The sequence below is a fragment of the Methylomonas sp. genome (assembly GCF_023228165.1).
Classification (GTDB): Bacteria; Pseudomonadota; Gammaproteobacteria; order Methylococcales; family Methylomonadaceae; genus Methylomonas.
Genome location: NZ_JALOBS010000002.1, coordinates 126,227 through 144,570, shown reverse-complemented (window position 1 = coordinate 144,570; position 18,344 = coordinate 126,227). Strand labels below are relative to the sequence as shown.

Sequence of the window (18,344 nt, the reverse complement as noted above, 5' to 3'; positions counted from 1 at the left end):
CTGTTTCTCAAAGCTCCCTTAATGGTACTGGCTGGGCGATGCCGTAGCCTTGCGCATAGTTAACGCCCAGTGTTTTCAGTAATTCGAAAATGTTTTGGTTTTCTACAAATTCGGCAATGGTTTTTTTATTCATAACATGACCTACTTCGTTAATGGCTTTGACCATGGTCCAGTCTATTTTGTCTTCCAGAATATCCTTTACAAACAAACCGTCAATTTTCAGAAAATCCACCGGCAAATTTTTTAAATAAGCGAACGAGGATAAGCCGCTGCCAAAATCATCCAATGAAAACAGGCAGCCTTTTTTACGCAATGTGTCGATAAATTGTTTAGCGTAGGATAGATTGCTTATAGCCGCTGTTTCAGTGATTTCAAAGCAAATTTTATACGTGGGTATTTGCCATTTGCGGAATTGTTTACTTATGAAATCCAACATGGTTTCATCCGATAAGGATAGTCCAGATAAGTTGACGGAACAAAGTTCCAGGCGCTCGATAAATCCGGGCGTGCTACTTAGATACTCGAACAAATTACTGATGACCCATCTGTCCAATGCGGGAGCAATATTGTAGCGTTCGGCGGCAGGTAAAAATGCGCCCGGCGGAATAATATTGCCATGTTCGTCGCGGTAGCGTAGCAAAGTTTCAAAGTGTAAGCCTTCTTCGATATGCATGGTAGGTACAATTAATTGTCCATACAATTGGAAGCGGTTCTCCTCTATACCCAAGCGAATTTTTTCTACCCACTGCATTTCACCTTGGCGTTCAGCCAATTGTTCATCGCTTGAACTGAAGATATGTATTCTGTTACGGCCCTTTTCCTTGGCGGCGTAACAAGCCGCATCAGCTTCTTTTAGTATGTCCACGGCATTACCGCTGGTGCGGGTGATTGCGGCGATGCCGATGCTGACGCTAATGCTGAAACTACGGTTATCCCAGGCAAATTGAAAATCGCAAATTGAAGTACGCAGCTTTTCAGAGGTGAGCAATGCTTGCTCTATGTTGCAATGCGACATCAAAATGCCGAACTCATCACCGCCTAAACGCGCCAGCACATCGGTTTTCCGTACCTGCTGGCGTAATAATTCGCCCAGTTGGCGCAATAATTCGTCACCCGCCAAGTGGCCGCAGGTGTCGTTCACGACCTTGAATTGATCCAAATCAAGATAACACATGACGTGAATACTGTTATCGGCTTGGGCTTGATCAACCAGTGTTTGGATATGTTCGTCAAATTGCCTGCGGTTGGTTAATCCCGTGAGTTCGTCGTGGCTGGCTTGGTAAGCGATTTTATCGGCAAGGCGACGGGTTTCGGTAATGTCTTCGCACACCAACAATAGGTGTTGCAGGTTTTGCGTGGTATCCACCAGTCTGGCCGTCTGTCTGACCCAGATTATGTTGCCGTTTTGGCAGATCAAACGCACTTCTTGTTTTTGGACTTGATGAGGATGAGCTACGCAGTTATTGAAAAAACTACGGCTATCAACAATATCCTCGGGATGGGTAAAGCTGAAGATGGACATGTCTATGAATTGATTGGCACCAAGCCCGATTTGTTTGGCTCCGAATTGATTCACCGACTGAATTTGACCGGTTAGACTCAGGTCGAACACCATAGTGGGATTGTTATCGTATAAGGCCTGAAAGTTATTTTTTAAGGCCAGGAGGCTGTTGTTTTTGTTCTCTATGGTCTCAAGCATGCTGTTAAAGGAATCCACCAGAATGCCGATTTCGTCCTCACTGTGTTTATTGGCTCGAACCGAATAATCATGGTTCAGGCCGATTTTTTGCGCCGTCTTCGCCAATAAAGTAATTGGCTTGGCTACCCGGTTGAGTAGCGGCATGGTCATTAAAAACGAACCAACTATGGCAATAAATAAGACCACTAAAACCAGACTGACAAATTGTAATTGCCGAATTAAGGCCCCACTTAAGTCGGCCTCGATTAGAATGCCGCCAATCCGTTCCTGATCCTGGGTCATGGGTTGGTAGACTAATAGGGTCAGTTGGTCCACCCGAGTATGCAGTTGATTTGAGCGTAGCGGACAAGGTGTAAGGTTGCTCGCTAATTCAGCAAACAGTTGCTGTTGTTTGCCATATACGCAGGCGCTCTTAAAATCAGGCAATTTGGTTAAGGGCGACAGGTTCTCTCTGGCCAGAGCGGGGTCATCGAACATGACTGCAGCAATACTGCGATTGGCAATCAGATTGGCCGCGGCCGAGAAGTCTTCCATAGCCTTACGCTTAACCTCGGTGACGTTGGTGGCAAACAGAATCATAAAGGCAAACAGCATCGCGAAAAGGCTGGAAACCAGAATAATGGAAAACAGTTTGGATTTAATCGAAAAACGTGAGAACCAGCTATTCATGCCCATCCTCCCCGACGATCGTCGATACTTCGATTAGCTTGGCGCTAATACCTAAACCGCTTTGTTTTAAAGCCTTGAGATTAATGTGCAGTTTGACCTTTTCTTGTTCCAGCGCAAAGCCGATCATGCCGCCGGATTCAGCGAAAAAAGGAAGACTGCTTACCGTCAGGCTATTAGATAAGTTGCCCACTAATAAAGTATTGGGAATGGTGCCATTGACACGGGTATCGGCATTATCCAGATAAACAATTTGGCAGCTTTTTACCTGCTTAATATTGTCGTAACGGAATATGCGAATGGGCTTATCTTGCACGGTTTTTGCCTCCAGACTATCCAGTAAGTCTTGAAAGGGATCGTCTCCCACCAGGCAAATATTAAACGTTGACCCTTGCAAGGCAGGCCAAGTAATGAATTTGGTAAAGTTATATAGATAGGCGGCCTTTATTTTGTATTCGAGACTTTCCTCGGCCCATGCTGTGCCAACCGTTAGACCGATCAGCAAAAGGAACCGGGTGACGGCCACAAGCAGGTGTGTGGGTAGACCGCCTTTTACGAACAAAACCAAAATATATCCTTAACAGTAGAAACCTGCAGACAAGAATAGTAGAACTTTGTATTAAAGCTACATGGCGACAAAGAACTGATTCAGTGCTTTAATTAGGTAACCATGATCCAATACGCCGGCACTCTCGCGGACACTATGCATGGCCCACATAGGGTTGCCGACATCGACGGTGGCTATGCCTAGTTTGGATGAGGCAATCGGGCCTATGGTGCTGCCGCAGGGCAGATCGCCGCGATGCGCGTATTTTTGGAAGGGTACTTCGGCCTGCTGGCATATATTCATGAAGGCTGCTTCAGACAGGCAAGTCGAGGCGTAGCGATGATTGGCATTGATTTTAATTGCCGGTCCTTGATTGACGCACAGTTTATGGCCGGCCTCGTAGGCATTGGGAAAGTTCGGCTGATAGGCATGCGCCATGTCGGCACTGATCATCAGGCTATTGGCTAACGCGCGCCGATAGCCTTGCTTGTCGATTGCCTGAGTGAGCGTTATGCGTTCCAAAACGTCGGGTAGAAAGCTGCCCGAGGCGCCTTTACAGCTTTCGCTGCCGATTTCTTCGTGATCGAAAAAAGCGCATACCAGCGTATTGCCACTCTGTAACGCGGCATCATTTAATAGCGCGGTAATGCCGGCGTGGCAGGATGCCAGATTGTCCAATTGACTGTCGGCGTAAAAAGCTTGGTTTTCGCCCCAAAACACGCCTTTTTGGGTGTCATAGATGTTAAATTCCCAACTTAAAATTTGTTTGGAGTCCAAACCGGTGGCGGCTGTCAATAAAGATGTAAATTGATCGCACGGCAATTGTTGATCGGTAGTCGTTGCAATAATTAAAGGTATCTCGGTTTGCTTGTTCAGCTTCAAGCCGTCTTCGTTGACGGAGCGGTTCATATGGATCGCAAGATTGGGCAACCTCAATAACGGTTGTTCAAAACGCACTAAGCGGCTGGCAATCTTACCGTTTTCGTCACGATAAGCCAGGCGTCCCGCCAAGCTCAAATCCCGATCGCTGAAGGTGGCTAAAATCGGGCCGCCATATACTTCAACTGATAAGCGTAATAAATAATCGCTGTTGATGACCGGATTGGGTTTTAAGCGTAAACCGGGGGAATCGGTATGGGCACCGAGGATTTTGAAACCATGCGCTGTTAAGTCTTTATGGCCGGTAACAAAGATAATGATTGAAGACTCGTCTCGCACCACGTAATAACGTCCGTTTGCTGTGAATGACCAGTCGTCCTTCTCATCCAAGCGTTGGAATTTAAAGGCCTGCAAACGCTGCTCCAGAGTGGAGATGACATGCCAGGGGCTGGGGCTGGCGTCGATAAAATCCAGACAATCTTGTACCTGTTGCTGCGTATTCATGGTTTATCTTCTAACTCTAGGGCAATGGAGTTGATGCAATAACGCAGACCGGTTGGCTGTGGACCGTCAGGAAAAACGTGGCCTAGATGGGCGCCGCATTGGCTACAGGTGACCTCGACGCGGTGCATACCATGGCTATGGTCTTCATGTTCGTTCAGGCTGGTATTATTAAGAGGTTCCGAAAAGCTGGGCCAGCCGCAACCCGAATGGAATTTGTGTTGGGAGGCAAATAAAGCCTCTCCACAACAGGCGCAATGATAAATGCCTGGGCTGGTGCAATCCGTGTATTTGCCGGTAAAAGGCGGTTCAGTACCTTTTTCGCGGCAGATATGAAATTGCTCAGGGGTGAGTTTTTCGCGCCAGTTTGTGTCATTGTCAGCTTGGTTGCTCATTTATGCTTTCCCGGTTGAATCTGTTAGTGCGGACTATTGTACGCCGCGAGACTTTTTCTGCATAACGCGCTATGCTCGGGGAGGAGAATATTTTTGTTGCAAATATAATCAAATGCTAATATTCTTAAGACTCTGTTTTCTAAAGCTGATAATCCAATAATAAATGTCCGCGACACAGCTGAGAAAACTGTTTATTCATTCAACGAGGTGATTGCTATGGCTAGAATTGTGGTGTTAGGTGCGGGTATCGGCGGCGTGCCGATGGCTTACGAAATGAGGGAAGTGCTTGGTAAGGAGCATGAAGTGGTGGTGATTTCCGATTCTCCCACCTTTCACTTTGTACCTTCAAACCCCTGGGTTCCGCCCAAATGGCGCAAGCCGGAAGATTTGAAAATCGAGTTGGCGCCTGTGATGAAGAAAAAAGGCATCAACTTTATTCAAAAAGCGGCCGTCAAAGTTGATGCCGCTAGTAACAAAATAGATTTGGATGACGGTACGTCAGAGGCATACGACTATCTAGTTATTGCCACCGGTCCGCGGTTGGCGTTTGACGAAGTGCCCGGTTTGGGGCCGCACGGTGGATACACCAGCTCTGTTTGCCATGTCGACCATGCCGCGTTAGCGGCGGATGATTGGGATAAATTCATGCAGGACCCCGGCCCTATCGTGGTTGGCGCGGTACAAGGGGCATCCTGTTTCGGCCCTGCCTATGAATACCTAATGATTTTGGAGACCGAATTAAGAAAACGTAAAATTCGCGACCAAGTACCGATGACTTTCGTTACCTCGGAACCTTATATCGGTCATCTGGGCTTGGGTGGCGTGGGTGATACCAAAGGTTTGTTGGAAAGCGCGCTGCGCGATAAAACCGTTAAATGGATTACCAACGCCAAGGTTGACCGCATCGAAGCCGGCATGATGTATGTTACCGAAGTGGATGACGACGGCAACGAAAAGAAAAAACATGAAGTACCTTTTAAACATTCGATGATGCTGCCGGCCTTTACCGGGATCGATGCCGTACGCAATTGCGGCGTTGAAGGATTGATAAACCCACGTGGTTTTGTGCTGGTCGATAAATACCAACGCAATCCTACCTTTAAAAATATTTATTCAGTAGGAGTTTGCGTAGCCTTGCCGCCGGTGGAAAAAACCCCGGTTCCAACCGGTACCCCAAAAACCGGTTATATGATCGAGTCAATGGTGACAGCCGCCGCGCATAATATCCGCGACGAACTGGCCGGCAAAGAGCCGTCCGATATTCCCAGTCTGAGTGCGTTGTGTCTGGCCGATTTGGGTGATACCGGGGTGGCGTTTTTGGCGGTGCCGCAGATTCCGCCACGCAACACAACCTGGGCAAACCACGGCAAATGGGTGCATCTGGCAAAAATAGGGTTTGAAAAATACTTTATGCGCAAAGTCAGAAAAGGTATCAGCGAACCGTTCTATGAACGCATGATGCTCAAGTTGATGGGCGTGGTGCGGTTAAAATAGGAGGTTGTCATGTCTATCGATCGTATGGTAATGGCGTTTGCCGGTACTTTTATTTTGATTAGTTTGGCCTTGGCCCATTGGCACTCGCCCAATTGGCTGTGGTTGACCGCTTTAGTCGGGGCCAATTTGTTGCAGGCGTCGTTTACCGGTTTTTGTCCGTTGGCCATTATCTTGAAAAAACTGGGCGTCAAACCCGGCTGTGCTTTTTAAAAAAAATGATTACCGAGTGAACTTCTAGGTAAATTCAAAGTCTGTTTTTGCGGAGATAGTAATAGGTCCGGTGGCGCTGAGATTCAATCAAAGTGCTGCCGGATTTTTTTTGCCTACTGGTTTTTATGGCAGCAATTCGCGTTGAAATGACAGTCCATTCCAACGCAAACATTCCCCGCTGTCTTTCTTCCAGTCCGCCAATACAATGCGCTGGGCGGGCTGTCCGTCAACGCTCAAATCGTGGGTTGCGGGACGGTGGGTATGTCCATGAATAAGGGTCAGGCAATGATGTTTTTGCAAGATATCCAAAACCGTTTGTTGATTGACATCCATGATCTCCTGAGTTTTGTTGCGCTTATGAAAGTAGCTGCGCAGACGATACCAGCGTGCCGCCAGCAAACGTATCCATAATGGTTTGGCCAACACATTTTGTTGCCATTCCGGACTGTGCGATTTGATTCGATACGCCTGGTAAGGTAAATCATCCGTACACAGCAAATCACCATGGGTCAGCAGGGCGGGATGACCGTCTAAATCGATCACGCTGTATTCATCCAGCAATGTCATGCCGGTTTCTTCGGCAAAGCGTGGGCCTAATAGAAAGTCCCGATTGCCTTGCAGCAGAAAAACCCGGGTCCCGGCAGCGGCTAACGATTTAAGGGCTTTTTTGATGGCTTTATTGGGCGGCGTGTTGTCATCGTCGCCAATCCAGGCATCGAATAAATCGCCGAGTATGTATAAAGCCTGTGCTTGCTTGGCGCGATGCTGCAAAAAATGTAGAAAACGCCGGGTAATCTCGGTTTTTTCCAGCGAGATGTGTAGGTCTGAGATGAACAGGATGTCTGTTTTCAAGGGATGGCATGCGGTTCCGCCCAAGGCCGGCGGAACCTGAATGAATCGTTTACTCGATGATTTCGGCTTTTTCGATCACGATGTCGGTTTTAGGCACATCCTGATGCATGCCGCGGTTACCGGTCGCTTGTTTGGCCATTTCATCCACGACCTCCATGCCTTCGATCACTTCGCCGAATACCGCATAGCCCCAGCCGCTGGGGGTTGGGTTGGTATGGTCCAAAAATCCGTTGTCTTTAAGGTTGATGAAAAACTGCGCGGTAGCGGAATTGGGATCGTTGGTGCGGGCCATCGCCAGCGTGCCGCGTATGTTTTTCAAACCATTATCGGCTTCGTTTTTAATCGGCGCTTTGGTTTCTTTTTGTGCGAAGCTGGTATCAAAGCCGCCGCCTTGGGCCATGAAGCCTGGAATTACGCGGTGAAAAATAGTACCGTTATAGAAACCGCTTTTGACGTATTCGGCAAAATTAGCGGCGGAAACGGGGGCCTTGGCATTATCCAATTGGATGACAAAAGAGCCCAGAGAAGTGGTCATTTTTACTTTGGTTTGGGTGTCGGACATTTGTTTTTCCGTTGCAAAAGAAAGGGTTGAGAACAAAAACAGCATCAGGTAAACAAAGGGTTTGCGCATATTAGCTCCTAAAATTCGCTGCAAGCCGCGAATTCTATGTGTTTTTATCTTGAAAGAGAAGCTGGAATCTTGATAGATTGCTCAGTCTTTCGCTGTATCCAACTCATTCCGATGCTGAAAATCTACAACACCCTGACCCGAAGCAAGCAAGAATTCATCCCCAAACAGCCCGGCAAAGTCGGTATGTATGTCTGCGGCATGACGGTGTACGACTATTGCCATATCGGTCACGCCCGGGTGATGGTGGTGTTCGATACCGTCGCTCGCTATCTGCGCCATGCCGGTTACCAGTTGACCTATGTGCGTAACGTTACCGACATCGACGACAAGATCATTCAGCGGGCCAACGAAAACGGCGAGGATTTTTCCGCGCTAACCGAACGTTTCATCGAAGCCATGCATGAAGACGAGCGGGCACTGGCCGTATTGCCTCCGGATATTGAGCCTAAGGCCACCCGGTCGATTGCCGATATCATCAGCATGATCGCTGCTCTGATCGAGCGAGAGTACGCCTACGTCGGCGCAAATGGCGACGTGTTTTATGCGGTGAACCGTTTTCAGGGCTACGGCAAGTTGTCCGGTAAACACATCGACGATTTGAACGCCGGGGAGCGGGTGGATGTGGATAACGCAAAACGCGATCCGCTGGATTTCGTGTTGTGGAAAATGGCCAAACCCGGCGAACCGTTTTGGGATTCGCCTTGGGGGCAAGGCCGTCCAGGCTGGCATATCGAATGCTCGGCCATGTCCACCTGCTGCCTGGGTAACCATTTTGATATCCATGGCGGCGGCATGGACTTGCAGTTTCCGCATCATGAAAACGAAATCGCCCAATCGGAAGGCGCCACCGGCGAGCCGTTCGTCAATTACTGGATGCACAACGGTTTCGTGCGGGTTAATGAAGAGAAAATGTCTAAATCCTTGGGCAACTTTTTCACGGTGCGCGAGGTGCTCAAACAATATCGTCCGGAGGTGATCCGCTTTTTCATCCTCTCCAGCCATTATCGCAGCCCGTTAAATTATTCCGACGAGCAACTGGACGATGCCGGTACGGCTCTGACCCGTTTGTACACGGCGCTAAGAGGCGTGGAGATTACCGGCGTAACTATCGATACCAATTACCTACAGCGCTTCGAGCAGGCCATGGACGACGATTTCAATACACCGGTTGCGCTGGCGGTGTTATTCGATTTAGCCCGCGAACTTAACAAAGCCGAAGATAAAATCGTGCTGGCGGTAACCTTGAAACAACTGGCCGGAATTCTTGGTTTGTTGCAGGACGACCCCGACAGTTTTCTGAAAGGCGGTGCGGCAATCGACAGTTTGAGCGAGGCTGAAATCGAACAACGCATAGCGGCCCGTAAAACGGCCAAAGCCAACAAAGACTGGGCTCGGGCCGATGCGATTCGCGATCAGCTCAAAGGGCAAGGCATCGTATTGGAAGATGTGGCCGGCGGTAACACTATCTGGCGCCGCGAGAATTAAAGGTACAACATGACTGAGATCAAAGACAAAAGCATAGAGGTTTTTCTGGACGAACTGGCCGGCAAACAAGCCACGCCGGGCGGCGGCAGTGCCGCCGCAGTGATGGGCGCGCAAGCCGCAGCTCTGGTTAGCATGGTCTGCAACCTGACCCTGGGCAAACCCAAATATGCAGCAGTAGAAGCCGACATGCGGGCCTTGCTGGCCGAGTCCGAAGCCTTGCGGGAAACGCTGCTCGGTATGATCAAGGCCGATGTCGACGTGTTCGACAAACTGATGGCTTGCTACAGCTTGCCCAAATCCAGCGACGAGGAAAAAGTTCGGCGCAGTACTCAAATCCAACGGGTGTTGAGGGACGCTACCGAGGTGCCCTTGGCCTGCGGCAAAGCCTGCGCTAAAGCCATCGCCTTGAGTCGGACAGCGGCCGAGAAAGGTAATCTGGGCGTGATCAGCGATGCTGGGGTGGCGGTCATGGCGGCGTACGCCGGGTTGAAAAGCGCGGCTCTAAATGTGACTATCAACGCGGCCAGTCTGAAAGACCGCGAATTCGCCGAGGCCAGGTTGGCGGAATTACAGGCGCTTGTGCAAAATGCCGATAGTGAAGCGGAAGATATTTATCAAATCGTTAACGCCAAATTATAATTTTTGTTTTTGCCGCACAAGCCGCTAAATGCGGGGTTAAGTTTTGGCTTAACCCCGGCTTCAATTTTTGCCGGCGGGTTTGTGGGTTTCTAAAATGCCCAAAGCGTCGACTAAAGCGATGCTAATTGGTGCGACGCCAATTACAGTAGCTGCCACACAGCGTCCGTCGCCATCCTCTAAACCTTGCACGACTTCGGATAAGCCCTTGCAAAGGTATTGATTGCATACATTGGAGCGCATGGTGCGAGGCAGGCAACAACCATTCTCTGCGTGGTAAATGCAACTGTTTTCGTAGCCGACCTCCGGTACAAAACCAAGATAATGCTCAATAATCCGGGTGTCGGCCACCGGCAGTCGTTGCCATTGCAATCGCCGGATAGTATTGGGTTCAAGCCAGGCGGAATTGCCTCCCGTGGCACAGCAATGGCCGCCGCAAAGTCCGCAGGCGGCATCTAATACAGGCAAAGCGGATTGCTTGGCGTCAACGCCATTAGTTGTGGCCGAGGTTTCCTTAACAACCTCGAACGCGGGGGCTGGCAATGCTCTAGCTTCCGTTATGATTTGTTCCAGATGTTGCCTTAACGCTTCGATGCGGGTCTCGGATAGTGGCACCAAACGATTGGTATTGCGGGGCAGAAAAGCCACGCTGGTACTGGTCCGCCAGGAGGCGGGTATCTGGTCGCGAATGATCTGTAATGCCGCCTGACGCCGTTGCTGCTGTTGGAAATTGACATCCTTGCGACGGCATTCCGGGTTGTCGCATATGCCGCGGATGCGTTGTATAGTCGAAAGCTGGCATCCACAGCCGCGACAATTACTGGGTTGCCTGGGCATATTGTTGTTGAGAAATAACGGTAGTTTCGGAGCAGCAAATACCGAACGATTCAGTTAGTCCTTGTGGGTAAGCACTGCCAGGGCTGTGACGTAATCCGGCTCATCGGCAATTTCGCTGACCAATTGGGTATAGACGACCTGGTCGTTTTCATCGATAACCACAATTGCTCGAGCGGTCAAGCCGGCCAGAATACTATCCAGCAATTGAACGCCATAATCATGGGCGAAACCGGAGCGGAAAGTGGACAGAGCGGTGACATGCTTGATGCCCTCAATTTCGCAGAAGCGGGCCTGAGCGAACGGCAGGTCGGCGGAAATCGCCAATACCACCGTGTTATCGAGATGGGCGGCTTTTTCGTTGAATTTGCGGGTCGAGGTGGCGCAAGTCGGCGTATCCAGGCTGGGCACGATATTCATGACCTTGCGTTTGCCGGCAAACTCGGCCAGACCCACATCCTGCATTTTGCGGTTGGTGAGTTTGAAATCAGGCGCTTTGCCGCCGACAGCCGGCAGATCGCCTATGGTGTTGATGGGTTTGCCTTGAAAGGTAATGGTGGCCATGTGCGCGCTCCCGAGTGAATATCTATTTTTTGCGTTTAGTAAAGTTGATCAGGCGTTTACGTTTTTTAACCTGCCTGTCGCTTAGCTTGTTTTTCTGGCCCTGGAAAGGATTTTCGGGCGATTTGAACACCAAGCGGACCGGAGTGCCTTTCAAGCGCAGCTGTTCGCGGTAGTAGTTCATTAAAAAGCGCTTGTAAGAGTCGGGCAGGGAATCGGTTTGCACGCCATGAATTACCACTATCGGTGGATTACGACCGCCCTGATGCGCGTATTTCAGCTTGATGCGGCGGCCGCCAACCAGCGGCGGCTGGTGCGAGGCGACGGCGTCGCTGAGGATGCGGGTCAATACCGGGGTCGACATGTCTATCATGGTCGCATCGTAAAGGCTATGCACAACGTCGAATAGTTTACCGACGCCGCTACCGTGCAAGGCCGAAATCGGATGTTTTTCGGCAAAGTCCATAAACGGCAATTTGATTTCGATCTGCTTTTTGACGAAGGCACGGTGTTCGGCATCCAGACCATCCCATTTGTTTAAGCCGATAATCAAGGCCCGCCCGGCTTCCAGTACCAATCCCAGGATATGCGCATCCTGATCTGTGACGCCTTCGCGGGCGTCGATCAAGTAAATCACCACATGGGCCTTTTCGATGGCTTGCAGGGATTTGATAATGCTGAATTTTTCCACGGTCAGCGACACCTTGGCACGGCGGCGCATGCCGGCGGTATCGATCAAGGTAAATTTCTGCTGGTTGCGTTCGAAAGGAATGTAAATACTGTCGCGGGTGGTGCCCGCTTCATCGAATACCACTACTCGCTCTTCGCCCAGCAGGCGGTTGACCAGCGTTGATTTGCCGACGTTGGGTCGGCCGACGATGGCGATGGCGATGCCGGGGTCTTGTTCTTGGAATTCGTCTTCCACCGGCGGAATCAGATCGTCGATGCGGCCTAACAATTCATGGACATTGCGACCATGCGAAGCGGCAATCGGCACGGGTTCGCCCAACGCCAGACTATAAAAATCATGGGTCACGGTATTGCTGTCGATTCCGTCTATTTTATTGACCACCAATACTACCGGTTTGCCCAATTTGCGCAGCATGTCGGCTATCGCTTCGTCGGAGGCATTGATGCCGTCGCGGGCGTCGACCATAAAGAACACCACGTCGGCTTCCTGCAGGGCAATTTCCACCTGTTTCTTGGCGAATATATCAATGCCTTCCAGGTCGTCGGTGATGCCGCCGGTATCGACCACCAGGCAATCGCGTTCGCCGCGCTTGACGCGGCCGTATTGCCTGTCGCGGGTCAGGCCGGGATAATCGGCGACCAGCGCCTCGCGGCTGCGGGTTAAATAATTGAACAGAGTGGATTTGCCGACATTGGGTCGGCCAACCAAGGCGATGACTGGAAGCATAGTGTTTATCTCGCTTTTAAGGCTGCGAGGGTGCCGTCTTTTGCGTAAATGTATACAGTTCCGCCGACGATAACCGGTTTGGCTTCGATCGGCGAGCTTGCGACTTGAATGCGACCGAGCTGCCTGCCGTCGCTAATGGATAACCAGTGCACATAACCCTCGAAATCGCCGGCTACCACATAATTGTCGTAAACCACGGCGGCTGTGAGTTGGCGGTTGTGCAAATCTCTTTGTTTCCACAACGAGGCGCCGTTGCGTTGATCCAGTTGCGAGACTTCGCTTTTGGTATCGCTGATATACAAATAACGGTAATCGGCACTGATGCCGGTATACGAGGAAATATCCGGATTACGCCAGATGATGTCGCCATCCAGCTCGGATACCGACGTGGTGCCGCCATTGAAGCTGGAAATATAAATGGCCCCACGGTTTTCCACCGGATCGACATCCAGGTCGACCAGTCGTTCGACTTCCGATCGGCCGGTGGGCATGGCGATGGTGGCTTCCCAGAGGTTTTTGCCGTCGTTGAGTTGCAATGCTTGCATCTTGCCGTTTGCCGAGCCAACGATGGCGGTGTTGTCGATCACGATAGGCGCGCCGGCGCCGCGTATGCTCAGGGCCGGAACGCTGTTCTCCGATACCCACAACTGGGCACCGTCTTCTTCCCGCAAGCCCATGACTTTGCCGTCGGTGGTGCGCACGATCACGATTCCTTTGGCAATGACGGGCACGGCTTGTACTTCGCTAGGTACGTTGGTCAGCCATTTTTGTTCGCCGCTGCCGATATCGAAAGCAATCACTTCGCCGGACGTGCAGCCCATGATCAAGGCTTGCCGGCCTAAGCCCGGGCCGGAGGAGAATGCAAACTCGGTTTTGGTTTCCCAGACCAAATCGCCGTTTGCTACGTTGCGGGCTTGCAAGGTGCCTTTACGGTCACCGGCAAAGATTCTGTCTCCCTGTACGGCGGGAATCAGCTTCAGATATTGCTTGTCCGCGCCATCTCCCACCGATTCCTTCCATAACACATCAATTTGTAATTCCGCTGGATACTCGAGCAATGTTGCCGGCGGATCGGCACTGTCGTCTTCGCCGAAAATAGTGTCGGAGAGTCCCGACAGCATCTCCCTGCCTGCATCCAAGCCCGCGCATCCGGAAAGCAATAGCAGGCTGGCAAACAACACCGGGAGTGTGCGAAATGGAATGAACACGGGTTTCAGCATGATTTCAGGGGCGTCACTGTGGTAGGTTCGCTGCGGCTGGATTGAATGCGGGGGCGGCAATGTCATCCAGTTTGAATTGGGTCAAAGCAGTCGCCTGGCCGGTTCTGATGGCATTCTGATAGGCGGTGCGGGCTTCGTCAAAGCGGTCCATGGCCACGTACAAATCGCCTTCCAGTTCGTCATAACTGGCGGCAAAACCTTCGGTGCTGGCCGGGTCGATGGCGGCAATCAATTTCAAACCTTCTTCATGTTGGCCGGTAGCCAGCATTAGTTGTATCAAACGTAAACGGGCAACGTGCCGTAATTCCTCATCACCGCCATTTTGCACTTGTTGTTGCAAAATCGCCTTTGCCGCTTCCAGGTCGCCTTGTTCGACTTTGCTTTTGGCTTTTGCCAGCGCGGCAAAATGCGCATAAGCTATTGAACCGTGTTCGACGGCCAGTTGGTCGGCCAGCTTCTCGATCGAGGCCGAATCGCTTTTGGCTTCGCTGGCGAGCAAATTTTGATACAGCTGAGAGGCTTGACTGCGTTGTTCGAATTGATGGTTTTGCCAGACATTCCATCCGGTTACCAGCAGGATGGCGGTGACGACCCCGGCAACCAGGGAGGTACTATTCGCCTCCCACCATTTTTTTAACTGTTCGACTTGTTCTTCTTCGGTATCGTAAATAGCCACGGTATTTCTCGGTTAAGGTTATGCAAGAGTTTTGTTGTGATGCCAAGCCTTGAGCGTTTCCAGCAAGGCGGCTTGGCTTAATGTGGTTTGTTCCTGCTCGACGCGCAGCGATTTTAAAGCCGCTTCGCCGCGTTGGGCTTCATTGTCGCCTATGATAATCGCAAATGCAGCTCCGGATTTGTCGGCTTTTTTGAATTGGCTTTTGAAGCTGCCGCCGCCGCAATTGACTTGTAATTTCAAGCCGTCAATTTGGTCGCGGATTTGTTCGCTCAACTGCAGGCCGGCCTTTTCGGCTGCAGCGCCGACCCGAATCAAATAGACGTCCACGCTGGGTTCAAGAACCACCGTATCGAGTTGCTCAACCAGCGCCAGGATACGTTCCATACCCATGGCGAAACCGATGGCATGATTAGCTTTGCCGCCCAGTTGTTCGATCAGGCCGTCGTAACGGCCGCCGGCGCAGATGGTGCCTTGAGCACCGAGTTCGTCGGTGACCCATTCGAACACGGTTTTGCCGTAATAATCCAGACCACGTACCAGACGGGTATTCAGTTGATACGCGATGCCCCGTTCGTCCAGCATGCTTTTCAGGCTGTTGAAGTGATGCAAGCTGTCTTCGCCCAAATGTTCCAGCAAAACCGGTGCATCGCGCAACATTAATTGCATGTCCGGGTTTTTGCTGTCCAATATCCTTAGTGGATTGGTTTCCAGACGGCGTAAGCTATCTTCATCCAACACGTCGATGTGTTGCTTGAAATACTCGACCAGAACCCCGCGATAGGCGGCGCGCTCAGCGCTGGTGCCCAAGGAGTTTAACTGTAATGCCACTTTGTCGCGGATGCCGAGTTTTTTCCACAGCCGGTCGGTGAGCAGTATCATTTCCGCATCGACGTCAGGGCCGGGCATGCCGTAGGTTTCCACGCCCAGTTGATAAAATTGCCGGTAACGGCCTTTTTGAGGACGTTCGTGGCGAAACATCGGGCCGTAATACCACAGGCGGTGGGTCTGGTTATGCAGCAAGCCGTGCTCCAGGCAGGCACGCAGACAGCCGGCGGTGCCTTCCGGGCGCAAGGTGAGCGAGTCGCCGTTTCTGTCGTCGAAAGTGTACATTTCCTTTTCGACAATGTCGGTGACTTCGCCGATGGAACGTTTGAACAGCTCGGTTTTTTCAACGATGGGCAGGCGGATTTCCTGATAGCCGTAACAGCCGAGTACTTGTCTGGCGTTCTGTTCCAGCCACTGCCAGTAAGGGGATTGATCGGGCAGAATGTCGTGCATTCCGCGGATGGCCTGAATGGCCTGTTGTTGTTTTGCCATGTGTATTCGTTGCCGGATTATTTGCTGATCGCGGATTTGGCTTGTAGGGCCTCGGTTGAGGTTGGAAAATTAATCAGTAATTGTTCTTTGTAGTTTTCCGCTGCCTGACGGTTGCCCAAGGCCCGTTCGGTTTGAAAACCGTACCAAAGGGTTTCAGGCGTGTGTTTGGCGACAGCCAGATAACGCTCTAAAAAGGCCCGCGCCGACATGTATTGCTGATTGTTGTAACTGATTTTCAGCATTTCCTGTAAGGCGGGTGGATATCCGGGGTTGCCGGTCAGCGCGCGTCGCAGATATTCTTCGCCTTTGGCCGGGTCGTTCTGCAACACCAAGCAAATGCCGATGTTGCTCAAGGCCAGCCATGGGCGTTGATTCATCGGTGAATTCAAAGCTTCCTGCAACATCGCCATGCCTTTTTCGTACTTGCCGCGTTCGCATAGAAAGCGTCCGTAATTGTTCTTGGTGCTGTAATTCTCGGGGTCTTTGCCGATGGCTGCTTGGTAAAATTCGGCGGCCTGATCGTCATCTTTGATGCGTTCGTAAAATACCGCTAGGGCATTCAGGGTTTCCGGATTGCCGGACTCCAGATCGTAAGCGGTTTCCAGCTTTTCCTTGGCCACTTCCAGCATACCCAGGTCCAGATACCGCACGCCCATCTGCAAATTCAGGTTAGCTTTTTCATGATCATTCATGCCGTCGCCGCCAAAGCTGGGCAGTAAGCCACAGGCGCCGATGACCACACAGGCGGCAGCGATAGCCAGAAAATGCAAGCTACCTTTAAATAGCATGGGGTGTGGTCCTTGCGGCTTGCAGTTTTAAGTGCCTGCGGCTTTTATCCTGAACTTGGCCGACCAGTTGCCCGCAAGCGGCGTCAATATCTTCACCACGGGTTTTCCGTATGGTGGTGACAATACCGGCATTGTGCAATATGTCGCGGAACTTCAAAATGGTTGCCATCTCCGAACAACGGTATTGCGATTGCGGAAACGGATTGAACGGGATCAGGTTGACCTTTGATGGCACTGTTTTCAACAGTTTCGCCAGCATTTTGGCGTCTTGCGGGCTGTCGTTGATACCATCCAGCATCACATATTCAAAGGTGATGTGCTTGCGCGGGCCATTTTGAGCATAGGCACGGCAGGCATCCATCAATTCCGCCAACGGATATTTGATGTTGATGGGTACCAGTTGGTTGCGTAGTTCGTCGTTTGGCGCGTGCAGCGATACCGCCATGCTGACATCGCAGACGTCGTGCAACCTATGCATGGCCGGCACCACGCCGGATGTGCTGATGGTCACCCGTCGTTTGGACAGGCCGAAGGCAAAGTCGTCCATCATCAAATTCATGGCGGCGACAACGTTGTCGAAATTCAGTAAAGGCTCGCCCATGCCCATCATGACTACGTTGGTGATCCGGTGCTCCGGGCCCAGGCGTTGTTGCGCCAGATATAGCTGGCCGATGACTTCCGCGGTGGACAGATTGCGATTAAAACCTTGTTGAGCGGTGGAGCAAAAACTACAGGCCAAGGCGCAGCCGACTTGCGAAGAAATGCACAAGGTGGCGCGACGCTCTTCCGGAATGTAGACGGTTTCCACCTTATTGCCGCAATGGGTCTGCATGGCCCATTTACAGGTGCCGTCCGAAGCCAGTTGTTCGGCGACGATTTCCGGGGTTTGGATATGACAGTTATCTTTTAAGTACTGGCGTAGCGATTTGCTCAGGTTGGTCATTACCTCAAAATCGACCACACCTTCCTGATAAATCCATTTCAGCAGCTGGGTGGCGCGAAACGGCTTTTCGCCCAGACCGACAAAAAAGACTTGCAGGCCTTTTCTGTCGAAATCCAGCAGATTAATCAGCGTCGGCTTAACGGATGCGGTCGCAGAGTTCATCGGCTGAGAAGAAGTAAGCGATTTCTCTTGCAGCAGATTCCGGCGCATCGGAACCGTGCACGGCATTTTCATCAATGCTGACGGCAAAGTCGGCGCGAATGGTGCCGGGAGCTGCTTCTTTCGGGTTGGTCGCACCCATCAGTTCACGGTTTTTCAATACTGCGTTTTCGCCTTCCAGTACTTGCACGATAACTGGGCCGGATGTCATAAAGCTAACCAGGTCTTTGAAAAAACCACGTTCTTTATGTTCGGCATAAAAACCTTCAGCTTGTTCTTGGCTCAATTGCAGCATTTTGGATGCTACGACGCGCAAGCCATTTTTTTCGAAGCGGCTGACAATTTCTCCAATCACGTTTTTAGCGACTGCATCCGGCTTGATGATAGAGAAAGTACGTTCAATTGCCATTTTTTAAACTCCAGTTAAGGTTAAT

The 18,344-nt window shown here is 51.0% G+C and carries 19 protein-coding genes; 4 read left to right on the top strand and 15 right to left on the bottom strand.

Features of this window, described 5'->3' with window-relative positions; translation table 11 throughout:
• Positions 1-7: 7 nt before the first annotated feature.
• The 4 genes from M0R33_RS02055 to msrB are packed head-to-tail and all read right to left on the bottom strand — an operon-like array spanning position 8 to position 4,687.
• The gene (locus M0R33_RS02055; protein WP_292564307.1) at positions 8-2,368 is read right to left on the bottom strand and encodes an EAL domain-containing protein; all 2,361 of its coding nucleotides are present in this window, start codon (positions 2,366-2,368) and stop codon (positions 8-10) included.
• The gene (locus M0R33_RS02050; protein ID WP_292564305.1) at positions 2,361-2,933 is read right to left on the bottom strand and encodes a YfiR family protein; all 573 of its coding nucleotides are present in this window, start codon (positions 2,931-2,933) and stop codon (positions 2,361-2,363) included. The genes M0R33_RS02055 and M0R33_RS02050 overlap by 8 nt, the downstream gene beginning before the upstream one ends.
• A gap of 57 nt (positions 2,934-2,990) precedes the next feature.
• Positions 2,991-4,295, bottom strand: coding sequence for a M18 family aminopeptidase (locus M0R33_RS02045; protein ID WP_292564303.1), 1,305 nt, complete (start codon positions 4,293-4,295; stop codon positions 2,991-2,993).
• The gene (gene msrB, locus M0R33_RS02040) at positions 4,292-4,687 is read right to left on the bottom strand and encodes a peptide-methionine (R)-S-oxide reductase MsrB (RefSeq protein WP_292564302.1); all 396 of its coding nucleotides are present in this window, start codon (positions 4,685-4,687) and stop codon (positions 4,292-4,294) included. The genes M0R33_RS02045 and msrB overlap by 4 nt, the downstream gene beginning before the upstream one ends.
• Positions 4,688-4,903: 216 nt before the next feature.
• Here msrB and M0R33_RS02035 point away from each other — a divergent pair, with 216 nt between their 5' ends.
• Complete coding sequence (locus M0R33_RS02035) at positions 4,904-6,181, top strand: FAD/NAD(P)-binding oxidoreductase (RefSeq protein WP_292564300.1); 1,278 nt, start codon at positions 4,904-4,906, stop codon at positions 6,179-6,181.
• A gap of 9 nt (positions 6,182-6,190) precedes the next feature.
• Entirely contained in the window at positions 6,191-6,391 is a 201-nt protein-coding gene (locus M0R33_RS02030; RefSeq protein ID WP_292564298.1) for a DUF2892 domain-containing protein, read from the top strand.
• 123 nt (positions 6,392-6,514) lie between these two features.
• Here M0R33_RS02030 and M0R33_RS02025 read toward each other — a convergent pair whose 3' ends face one another.
• Positions 6,515-7,243 carry a UDP-2,3-diacylglucosamine diphosphatase gene (locus tag M0R33_RS02025; RefSeq protein ID WP_292564296.1) on the bottom strand — a complete coding sequence of 243 codons (729 nt, stop codon included), beginning with the start codon at positions 7,241-7,243 and terminating at the stop codon, positions 6,515-6,517.
• 49 nt (positions 7,244-7,292) lie between these two features.
• Positions 7,293-7,874: a peptidylprolyl isomerase gene (locus M0R33_RS02020; RefSeq protein ID WP_292564294.1), complete on the bottom strand. Its 582-nt coding sequence runs from the start codon at positions 7,872-7,874 to the stop codon at positions 7,293-7,295.
• Positions 7,875-7,985: 111 nt separating this feature from the next.
• Between M0R33_RS02020 and cysS the strand changes: the two genes are divergently transcribed.
• Both cysS and fchA read left to right on the top strand, forming a co-directional pair.
• Positions 7,986-9,359 carry a cysteine--tRNA ligase gene (gene cysS, locus M0R33_RS02015; protein ID WP_292564292.1) on the top strand — a complete coding sequence of 458 codons (1,374 nt, stop codon included), beginning with the start codon at positions 7,986-7,988 and terminating at the stop codon, positions 9,357-9,359.
• A 9-nt stretch (positions 9,360-9,368) separates the two neighbouring features.
• Entirely contained in the window at positions 9,369-9,998 is a 630-nt protein-coding gene (fchA, locus tag M0R33_RS02010; protein ID WP_292564290.1) for a methenyltetrahydrofolate cyclohydrolase, read from the top strand.
• Positions 9,999-10,058: 60 nt separating this feature from the next.
• Here fchA and M0R33_RS02005 read toward each other — a convergent pair whose 3' ends face one another.
• From M0R33_RS02005 to ndk, 9 genes are read right to left on the bottom strand one after another with little or no spacing between them, the layout of a single operon-like run.
• Positions 10,059-10,832: a hypothetical protein gene (locus M0R33_RS02005; RefSeq protein WP_292564288.1), complete on the bottom strand. Its 774-nt coding sequence runs from the start codon at positions 10,830-10,832 to the stop codon at positions 10,059-10,061.
• 54 nt (positions 10,833-10,886) lie between these two features.
• Positions 10,887-11,393, bottom strand: coding sequence for a thiol peroxidase (gene tpx, locus M0R33_RS02000; RefSeq protein WP_292564286.1), 507 nt, complete (start codon positions 11,391-11,393; stop codon positions 10,887-10,889).
• Between the two features lie 22 nt (positions 11,394-11,415).
• Positions 11,416-12,807: a ribosome biogenesis GTPase Der gene (gene der, locus M0R33_RS01995; RefSeq protein ID WP_292564285.1), complete on the bottom strand. Its 1,392-nt coding sequence runs from the start codon at positions 12,805-12,807 to the stop codon at positions 11,416-11,418.
• 5 nt (positions 12,808-12,812) lie between these two features.
• A complete protein-coding gene (gene bamB / locus M0R33_RS01990; protein ID WP_292564284.1) occupies positions 12,813-14,027 on the bottom strand; it encodes an outer membrane protein assembly factor BamB in 1,215 nt (404 codons plus the stop codon).
• A 13-nt stretch (positions 14,028-14,040) separates the two neighbouring features.
• Positions 14,041-14,703: a tetratricopeptide repeat protein gene (locus M0R33_RS01985; protein ID WP_292564283.1), complete on the bottom strand. Its 663-nt coding sequence runs from the start codon at positions 14,701-14,703 to the stop codon at positions 14,041-14,043.
• An 18-nt stretch (positions 14,704-14,721) separates the two neighbouring features.
• Positions 14,722-16,020 (bottom strand): histidine--tRNA ligase, encoded by a 1,299-nt coding sequence (gene hisS / locus M0R33_RS01980; RefSeq protein WP_292564282.1) that lies wholly within the window; start codon positions 16,018-16,020, stop codon positions 14,722-14,724.
• Between the two features lie 17 nt (positions 16,021-16,037).
• The gene (gene pilW, locus M0R33_RS01975; protein ID WP_292564281.1) at positions 16,038-16,808 is read right to left on the bottom strand and encodes a type IV pilus biogenesis/stability protein PilW; all 771 of its coding nucleotides are present in this window, start codon (positions 16,806-16,808) and stop codon (positions 16,038-16,040) included.
• Positions 16,798-17,913 carry a 23S rRNA (adenine(2503)-C(2))-methyltransferase RlmN gene (gene rlmN, locus M0R33_RS01970; RefSeq protein ID WP_292564280.1) on the bottom strand — a complete coding sequence of 372 codons (1,116 nt, stop codon included), beginning with the start codon at positions 17,911-17,913 and terminating at the stop codon, positions 16,798-16,800. The genes pilW and rlmN overlap by 11 nt, the downstream gene beginning before the upstream one ends.
• Positions 17,888-18,319, bottom strand: a complete 432-nt coding sequence (gene ndk / locus M0R33_RS01965) for a nucleoside-diphosphate kinase (RefSeq protein ID WP_292564279.1) — start codon at positions 18,317-18,319, stop codon at positions 17,888-17,890. The genes rlmN and ndk overlap by 26 nt, the downstream gene beginning before the upstream one ends.
• Positions 18,320-18,344: the final 25 nt, after the last annotated feature.

Excerpts from the sequence above, each read along its gene's own strand:
- M0R33_RS02055 (WP_292564307.1), bottom strand. The coding sequence starts at position 2,368 with ATGAATAGCTGGTTCTCACGTTTTTCGATTAAATCCAAACTGTTTTCC.
- M0R33_RS02045 (WP_292564303.1), bottom strand. The coding sequence starts at position 4,295 with ATGAATACGCAGCAACAGGTACAAGATTGTCTGGATTTTATCGACGCC.
- msrB (WP_292564302.1), bottom strand. The coding sequence starts at position 4,687 with ATGAGCAACCAAGCTGACAATGACACAAACTGGCGCGAAAAACTCACC.
- M0R33_RS02035 (WP_292564300.1), top strand. The coding sequence starts at position 4,904 with ATGGCTAGAATTGTGGTGTTAGGTGCGGGTATCGGCGGCGTGCCGATG.
- M0R33_RS02030 (WP_292564298.1), top strand. The coding sequence starts at position 6,191 with ATGTCTATCGATCGTATGGTAATGGCGTTTGCCGGTACTTTTATTTTG.
- M0R33_RS02020 (WP_292564294.1), bottom strand. The coding sequence starts at position 7,874 with ATGCGCAAACCCTTTGTTTACCTGATGCTGTTTTTGTTCTCAACCCTT.
- cysS (WP_292564292.1), top strand. The coding sequence starts at position 7,986 with ATGCTGAAAATCTACAACACCCTGACCCGAAGCAAGCAAGAATTCATC.
- fchA (WP_292564290.1), top strand. The coding sequence starts at position 9,369 with ATGACTGAGATCAAAGACAAAAGCATAGAGGTTTTTCTGGACGAACTG.
- M0R33_RS02005 (WP_292564288.1), bottom strand. The coding sequence starts at position 10,832 with ATGCCCAGGCAACCCAGTAATTGTCGCGGCTGTGGATGCCAGCTTTCG.
- tpx (WP_292564286.1), bottom strand. The coding sequence starts at position 11,393 with ATGGCCACCATTACCTTTCAAGGCAAACCCATCAACACCATAGGCGAT.
- der (WP_292564285.1), bottom strand. The coding sequence starts at position 12,807 with ATGCTTCCAGTCATCGCCTTGGTTGGCCGACCCAATGTCGGCAAATCC.
- bamB (WP_292564284.1), bottom strand. The coding sequence starts at position 14,027 with ATGCTGAAACCCGTGTTCATTCCATTTCGCACACTCCCGGTGTTGTTT.
- hisS (WP_292564282.1), bottom strand. The coding sequence starts at position 16,020 with ATGGCAAAACAACAACAGGCCATTCAGGCCATCCGCGGAATGCACGAC.
- pilW (WP_292564281.1), bottom strand. The coding sequence starts at position 16,808 with ATGCTATTTAAAGGTAGCTTGCATTTTCTGGCTATCGCTGCCGCCTGT.
- rlmN (WP_292564280.1), bottom strand. The coding sequence starts at position 17,913 with ATGAACTCTGCGACCGCATCCGTTAAGCCGACGCTGATTAATCTGCTG.
- ndk (WP_292564279.1), bottom strand. The coding sequence starts at position 18,319 with ATGGCAATTGAACGTACTTTCTCTATCATCAAGCCGGATGCAGTCGCT.